The sequence below is a fragment of the Delftia sp. RIT313 genome, from assembly GCF_000632165.1.
GTDB classification, from domain to species: domain Bacteria; phylum Pseudomonadota; class Gammaproteobacteria; order Burkholderiales; family Burkholderiaceae_C; genus Comamonas; species Comamonas acidovorans.
In genome coordinates, this window is sequence record NZ_JFYT01000006.1 from 1 (window position 1) to 5,892 (window position 5,892).

The following is a 5,892-nucleotide window of genomic DNA, read 5'->3' on the forward strand; positions in this document are numbered from 1 at the left end:
GGCAGGGCAGGGGCCGGCGCGGCCGTGGACCAGAACTCGGCCTCGACCATGGGCTCGTCGGCCTGCTTCGGGGGGCGCACGGTCCACAGCATGGCGGCCACAAGCAGCCCGTGCGCTGCCGCGGCCAGGGCCCACGAGCGCGTGCGGCCGCGCGTGCGCGGCGGTGCGAACTGGTCGTGGTCTTGCAGGTTGGGCATGGGATCGAAGGCGGGCGGCGCTGCTTACTGGGAGGACTTGACGCCGAAGGCCACGCGCTTGACGCCGGCCGACTGCAGGGCCGACATGGCGGCCATCACGGTCTCGAAGGGCAGCTTCTTGTCCGCCGAAATCAGCACGGCGCTGTCGTCGCTTTGCTGGTCCTGCCAGCTCCTGGCGGCTGCGCCCAGCTCCTTGAGCGTGACGGTCTTGTCGGTGCTGCCGGCCTTGATGCGGATGCCGCCGTCCTTGTCGATCATCACGTCGGCGCGCTTCGGGGGCGTGCGCGCGGCCTTGCCGGCGCTGGGCACGTTGATGGAGCCCGGCGTGAGCATGGGGGCCGTCACCATGAAGATGATGAGCAGCACCAGCATCACGTCGATGAAGGGCACCATGTTGATCTCGTTGACGGTGCGGCGGCTGCGGCCGCCGCGCGAGGCTACTGCGGGCATGTGCTCACTCCTTGCTGGCTTTGAGCGACTTCAATGGCCGGACGGGGTGCTGGAGCCGGTCGCACCCACGTTGCGCTGCAGGATATTGGAGAACTCTTCGATGAAGGTTTCCTGCTGGCTGGCCACGCGGTCGATCTGGTGGGCATAGCGGTTGTAGGCCGTGACGGCCGGGATGGCGGCGAACAGGCCCATGGCCGTGGCCACCAGCGCCTCGGCAATGCCGGGGGCCACGGTGGCCAGCGTGATCTGCTCCATGTTGGCAAAGCCGGTGAAGGCGTGCATCACGCCCCAGACGGTGCCGAACAGGCCGATGTAGGGAGAGACCGAGCCCACGGTGCCCAAGAAGGACAGGCCCGACTCGACCTCGTCCATCTCGCGCTGGAAGCTGGCGCGCATGGCGCGGCGCGTGCCGTCCATCAACTGGTTCACATCGGCGATGCGGCGCTCGCGCAGCTTCTGGTACTCGCGCATGCCGCTGGCGAAGATGCGTTCCATGGGGCCGCCCTGCTTGGCATGGTGAGCGGCCGAGGCGTAGAGATCGTTGAGGCTGGTGCCCGACCAGAAGTCCTGCTCGAAGCCATCGTTGAGCGAGCGCACGCGCTTCAAGGTCTGCGACTTGCGGAAGATGGTGGCCCAGCTGGCCACCGAGGCGCCCACGAGGATCAGCATGACCAGCTGCACGACCCAGCTGGCCTGCAGCACGAGGCTGAGTATGGACATGTCATGGGAGTTCATGAGAGTTGCTCCAGGATGCGGTTCGGAATTCTTGCGGGGCGCATGGTCGAGCCATCCACCCATCCAATGCGGATCGTGCCTTCGCACAACAGGGGCGGCGGCGCATTGCCATCGCCAGCGGATGCCAGCAGCGCCTGCTGCCGTATTGTCAGCGAAGCGCGCCCGCTGCTTTGCAGCTCGGCGGTAACAAGGAGTTGGTCATCGAGCCGGGCCGCCCGCAGGTATTGCAGCTGGGCCTGGGTTACGACAAACATGCCGCCCGTTTGTTCCCGCAACTGCTGCTGGCCTATGCCCAGGGCGCGCAGCCACTCGGTGCGGGCACGCTCGAAGAACTTCAGATAGTTGGCATAGAACACGATGCCGCCGGCATCGGTGTCCTCCCAGTAGACGCGGATGGGAAATTCGAAGGCCATGTGCGGCGGGCCTCAGGCCAGCAGGCGCTGCAGTCGGCGCACGGCCTCCTGCAGCTGTTCCATGGAGTTGGCCGTGGAAAAGCGCACGAAGTCGGCGGTCTCGAACGTGCCGAAGTCGCGGCCCGGCGTGATGGCCAGGTGGGCGCGCTCCATGACGGCGTAGGCAAAGTCCCAACTGCCCTGGACGCCGAGCCTGGCGGCAGCGGCACGGCAGTCGGCCCAGGCGTAGAAGGCGCCGTCGGGCTGCACGGGCACGGGCAGGCCCAGGGCCTCGAGCGCAGGGATGAAGAAGTCGCGCCGGGCCTTGAATTCGGCGCGGCGGCGCTCGTACTCGGCAATGGACTCGGGCTCGAAGCAGGCCAGGGCGGCGCGCTGCGAGACGGTGCTGGCGCAGATGAAGAGGTTCTGCGCCACGCGCTCGACCACGGGCACCATGGCCTCGGGCACCACCATCCAGCCAAGGCGCCAGCCCGTCATGTTGAAGTACTTGCTGAAGCTGTTGATGCTGATCACGTCCTCGCCCAGCGCCAGCGCGGTCTGGCCGAAGGCGTCGTCATGCGACAGGCCCAGGTAGATCTCGTCGATGATGGTCAGCCCGCCCCGGGCGCGCACCACGTCGAGGATGCGGCGCAGCTCGGCCGGCGCAATCGAGGTGCCGGTGGGATTGGAGGGCGAGGCCAGCAGCACGCCGCGCGTGTGCTCGTTCCAGGCGGCCTCGACCTTGTCGGCGCTCAGCTGGTAGCGCTCGGCCGCCGTGGTCGGCACCATCACGGCCCGGCCTTCGGCTGCGCTCACGAAGTGGCGGTTGCAGGGATAGCTGGGGTCGGGCATGAGGATTTCGTCGCCCGCGTCGATGGTCGCCAGGCAGGCCAGCTGCAGCGCGGCCGAGGCGCCGGCCGTGACCACGATGCGCCGCGCCGGCACATCCACGCCGAAGCGCTGCGCATACCAGTGGCTGATGCGCTCGCGCAGCTGGGGCAGGCCCAGGGCCGGCGTGTACTGCGTGGCGCCATCCTGCACGGCACGGGCCGCGGCTTCCTGCACCAGCGGGGGGGCGGTGAAGTCGGGCTCGCCGATGTTCAGGAAGATCATCGGCGTGTCGCTGTCCGCGCAGCCGCGCGCCATCTCCTGCGCCGCCTTGGCGATCTCCATCACGTAAAAGGGCTCAATGCGGTCGGCGCGGGTCGAAAACTTCATGACGGGTGAAATCCTGGAAGAGGCGCCCGCGCCCGGCAGGCGCGGGCGGGCCATGGATGGCCGGATGCGGCGGGGCCTGTGCCCCGAAGACCCGAGGCGCGGCGTCAGCCGGCGGCCTGGTCGGCAGCGTCGTCTGCTGCTGCGTCCGTGGCGGCATCTGCTGCCGCGTCGGTGGCCGTGTCTGCCTTGGCGGCGGCGGGCTGCGCGGGCGCGGAGCCCTTGCCCGCACGGTCATGCTCGACTTCGGCCGCGCGCAGCGTGGGCGCCAGGCCATTGAGCACGGCGTTCACGTATTTGTGGCCGTCGGTGCCGCCGAATTCCTTGGCCAGCTCGATGCACTCGTTGAGCACCACGCGCCAGGGCACGTCGGGGCAGTGCTGGAATTCATACACGCCGATCCACATGCTGGCGTGCTCGATGGGCGAGATCTCGGCCATGGTGCGGTCCAGCTTGGGGGCGATCAGCGCGTCCAGGTCCACCTGGGAGTTGATGCAGCCGCGCAGCAGCGCGTCGTAGTGCACCGAGTCGGCCTTGTGAAAGCCGGACAGGTCGCGCGTGAAGCGGTCGATGGCCTCCACGTCGTTGCCGCCCACCAGGTGCTGGTACAGCGCCTGCAGCGCGAATTCACGCGCGCGGCTGCGGTTGGACTTGGAGGCGGCCTTGCGCGCGCCGGTGCTGGTCAGGCCGCCGCGGCTTTGGCGGGGAGGGCGGCCCGAGGCCGGTGTGGATTGTTCGTCGCTCATGTTCGGGCTATGGTTTGGAGCAGGTTGGCCATCTCCACGGCGACCCGGGCCGCGTCGCGTCCCTTTTCGGTCTGGCGCGCGATGGCCTGCTCCGTGTTCTCGGTGGTGATGATCGCGTTGGCGATCGGCAGCTGGTAGTCCAGGGCCAGGCGCGTGACACCCGCGCCCGATTCGTTGGCCACCAGCTCGAAGTGGTATGTCTCCCCACGGATGATGCAGCCCAGCGCCACCAGGGCGTCGTACCGGTCGGACTCGGCCATCGCCTGCAGCGCCACGGGCACTTCCAGGGCGCCGGGCACGGTGACGTGGTCGATGTTTCCGGCCTGCACGCCCAGGGCCAGCAGCTCTTCGCGGCAGGCCTGGGTCAGGCTGTTGGTGATGCTTTCATTGAAGCGGGCCTGGACGATGCCGACGCGCAGCTGCGCGCCGTCGAGGTTCTGGGCCTGGCCCTTTTCTGCGTTCAACATTTCTTATTCCTTGGGGATGTAGCCGCTGATTTCGAGGCCGTAGCCGGCCATGCTGGGCAGGCGGCGCGGCTGGCCCATGAGCTGCATGCGCTGCACGCCGCATTCGCGCAGGATCTGCGCGCCCACGCCATAGGTGCGCAGGTCCATGCGGCCGCGCTCGGGGGCCTGGGCGGCACGGGCGCTGCCGTCGAACTGGGCCATCAGCTGGTCGCCGGTCTCGCCGCAGTTGAGCAGCACGGCCACGCCGTGGCCCTGGCGGGCGATGTATTCGAGGCTGGAGTCCAGGCTCCAGGAGTGCAGGGTGCGGCCGGTCTCCAGCGCATCCAGCACGGACAGCGGCTCATGCACGCGCACGGGCACGGGGGTGTCGGCTTCCCACTGGCCCTTGACCAGGGCCAGGTGCACGGATTGGCTGGGCAGGTCGCGGAAGGCATGGGCGATGAACTCGCCATGCGCCGTCTGCAGCGGGCGCGTGCCGACCTTGCTGAGCAGGGATTCGTTGCGGCTGCGGTACTGGATCAGGTCGGCGATGGTGCCGATCTTCAGGCCGTGCTCGGCAGCGAACAGCTGCAGGTCGGGCAGGCGGGCCATGGTGCCGTCGTCCTTCATGATCTCGCAGATCACGGCGGCGGGGCTGCAGCCGGCCAGGGCGGCGAAGTCGCAGCCAGCCTCGGTATGGCCGGCGCGCATGAGCACGCCGCCGTCGACGGCCTGCAGCGGGAAGATGTGGCCGGGCTGGACCAGGTCCGTGGGCTTGGAGTCCTTGGCCACGGCGGCCTGCACGGTGCGCGCGCGGTCGGCGGCGGAGATGCCGGTGGTCACGCCCTCGGCCGCTTCGATGGAGACGGTGAAGGCCGTGCTGTACACGGTGCCGTTGCGCGCTGCCATGGGCGGCAGCTTCAGGTATTCGCAGCGCTCGCGCGTGAGCGTCAGGCAGATCAGGCCGCGGCCGAAGCGCGCCATGAAGTTGATGGCCTCGGGGGTGACATGGTCGGCGGCCAGCACCAGGTCGCCTTCGTTCTCGCGGTCTTCCTCATCGACGAGGATGACCATGCGGCCCGCGCGCATGTCGGCAATGATGTCTTCCACCGGCGAGATGGGCACGGGGGACGTGGAGTTGTTCATGGAGTGCCTTCTGGAGGAGCCGGGTCGTGCGGACGGGGCGCGGCACACGCGCCGGCTCCCTCGGCCTGGCAGGCGTCAGAAGTGGGCTTCCAAAGAACGTGTGGCGCGGCGCAGCCGCTGTCGGCAATCGGCATGACCCGGAATGACCTTGCGAAAGCGCACATTCTATTCCAGCGGCCATCGGCCGCAGGCGGCGCGGGCTTTGGCCGGATTCAGGGGCCGGGGTCCTGCAGCACCACATCGCCTTCGGGATAGGCGATGCAGGGCAGCACGCAGCCCTCGGCCCGTTCCTCGCGCGTCACGCCCGGCCATTCGATCTCGTAGCGCACGCTGCCCGAGACCAACTGCCCGATGCAGGTGCGGCAGGTGCCGTTGCGGCAGGAACTGGGCCAGTCCACGCCGCCCTGCTCCAGCGAGTGCAGCAGCGGCTGGTCGGCCCAGGCATCGACCTGCAGGCCGCTGGGCGTGAGGCGGGCGGTGAAGAAGGGCGGGGCAAAAGGGGAGGAGGCGGGGGAGTCCTGGCTCATGGTTATCAAGGGGGAATCAGGGGGGATCAGCAATTCGG

At 68.8% G+C, this 5,892-nt stretch carries 8 protein-coding genes and 1 pseudogene; all 9 read right to left on the bottom strand.

Annotation, left to right across the window (positions count from 1 at the left end):
• Positions 1 to 197: pseudogene (locus BW39_RS02570) on the bottom strand (cell envelope integrity protein TolA); the annotation flags it as partial.
• A 24-nt stretch (positions 198 to 221) separates the two neighbouring features.
• Positions 222 to 647, bottom strand: coding sequence for an ExbD/TolR family protein (locus tag BW39_RS02575; protein WP_012204381.1), 426 nt, complete (start codon positions 645 to 647; stop codon positions 222 to 224).
• A 30-nt stretch (positions 648 to 677) separates the two neighbouring features.
• Positions 678 to 1,382 (bottom strand): protein TolQ, encoded by a 705-nt coding sequence (gene tolQ / locus BW39_RS02580; RefSeq protein WP_012204382.1) that lies wholly within the window; start codon positions 1,380 to 1,382, stop codon positions 678 to 680.
• Positions 1,379 to 1,795, bottom strand: a complete 417-nt coding sequence (gene ybgC / locus BW39_RS02585) for a tol-pal system-associated acyl-CoA thioesterase (protein ID WP_016450455.1) — start codon at positions 1,793 to 1,795, stop codon at positions 1,379 to 1,381. The genes tolQ and ybgC overlap by 4 nt, the downstream gene beginning before the upstream one ends.
• A 12-nt stretch (positions 1,796 to 1,807) precedes the next feature.
• On the bottom strand, positions 1,808 to 2,992 hold the full coding sequence (locus BW39_RS02590) for a pyridoxal phosphate-dependent aminotransferase (RefSeq protein WP_034391536.1): 1,185 nt from the start codon (positions 2,990 to 2,992) through the stop codon (positions 1,808 to 1,810).
• Between the two features lie 104 nt (positions 2,993 to 3,096).
• Complete coding sequence (gene nusB, locus BW39_RS02595) at positions 3,097 to 3,735, bottom strand: transcription antitermination factor NusB (protein WP_043819560.1); 639 nt, start codon at positions 3,733 to 3,735, stop codon at positions 3,097 to 3,099.
• Positions 3,732 to 4,202, bottom strand: coding sequence for a 6,7-dimethyl-8-ribityllumazine synthase (gene ribH, locus BW39_RS02600; RefSeq protein WP_012204386.1), 471 nt, complete (start codon positions 4,200 to 4,202; stop codon positions 3,732 to 3,734). Before ribH ends, nusB begins: the two co-directional genes overlap by 4 nt.
• A 3-nt stretch (positions 4,203 to 4,205) precedes the next feature.
• Positions 4,206 to 5,327, bottom strand: coding sequence for a bifunctional 3,4-dihydroxy-2-butanone-4-phosphate synthase/GTP cyclohydrolase II (ribBA, locus tag BW39_RS02605; protein ID WP_013803408.1), 1,122 nt, complete (start codon positions 5,325 to 5,327; stop codon positions 4,206 to 4,208).
• 212 nt (positions 5,328 to 5,539) lie between these two features.
• The gene (locus tag BW39_RS02610; protein WP_013803407.1) at positions 5,540 to 5,854 is read right to left on the bottom strand and encodes a 2Fe-2S iron-sulfur cluster-binding protein; all 315 of its coding nucleotides are present in this window, start codon (positions 5,852 to 5,854) and stop codon (positions 5,540 to 5,542) included.
• Positions 5,855 to 5,892: the final 38 nt, after the last annotated feature.

What these genes read in the sequence shown, in the direction of transcription:
- BW39_RS02575 (WP_012204381.1), bottom strand. Translation starts at nt 647, where the DNA reads ATGCCCGCAGTAGCCTCGCGCGGCGGCCGCAGCCGCCGCACCGTCAAC.
- tolQ (WP_012204382.1), bottom strand. Translation starts at nt 1,382, where the DNA reads ATGAACTCCCATGACATGTCCATACTCAGCCTCGTGCTGCAGGCCAGC.
- ybgC (WP_016450455.1), bottom strand. Translation starts at nt 1,795, where the DNA reads ATGGCCTTCGAATTTCCCATCCGCGTCTACTGGGAGGACACCGATGCC.
- BW39_RS02590 (WP_034391536.1), bottom strand. Translation starts at nt 2,992, where the DNA reads ATGAAGTTTTCGACCCGCGCCGACCGCATTGAGCCCTTTTACGTGATG.
- nusB (WP_043819560.1), bottom strand. Translation starts at nt 3,735, where the DNA reads ATGAGCGACGAACAATCCACACCGGCCTCGGGCCGCCCTCCCCGCCAA.
- ribH (WP_012204386.1), bottom strand. Translation starts at nt 4,202, where the DNA reads ATGTTGAACGCAGAAAAGGGCCAGGCCCAGAACCTCGACGGCGCGCAG.
- ribBA (WP_013803408.1), bottom strand. Translation starts at nt 5,327, where the DNA reads ATGAACAACTCCACGTCCCCCGTGCCCATCTCGCCGGTGGAAGACATC.
- BW39_RS02610 (WP_013803407.1), bottom strand. Translation starts at nt 5,854, where the DNA reads ATGAGCCAGGACTCCCCCGCCTCCTCCCCTTTTGCCCCGCCCTTCTTC.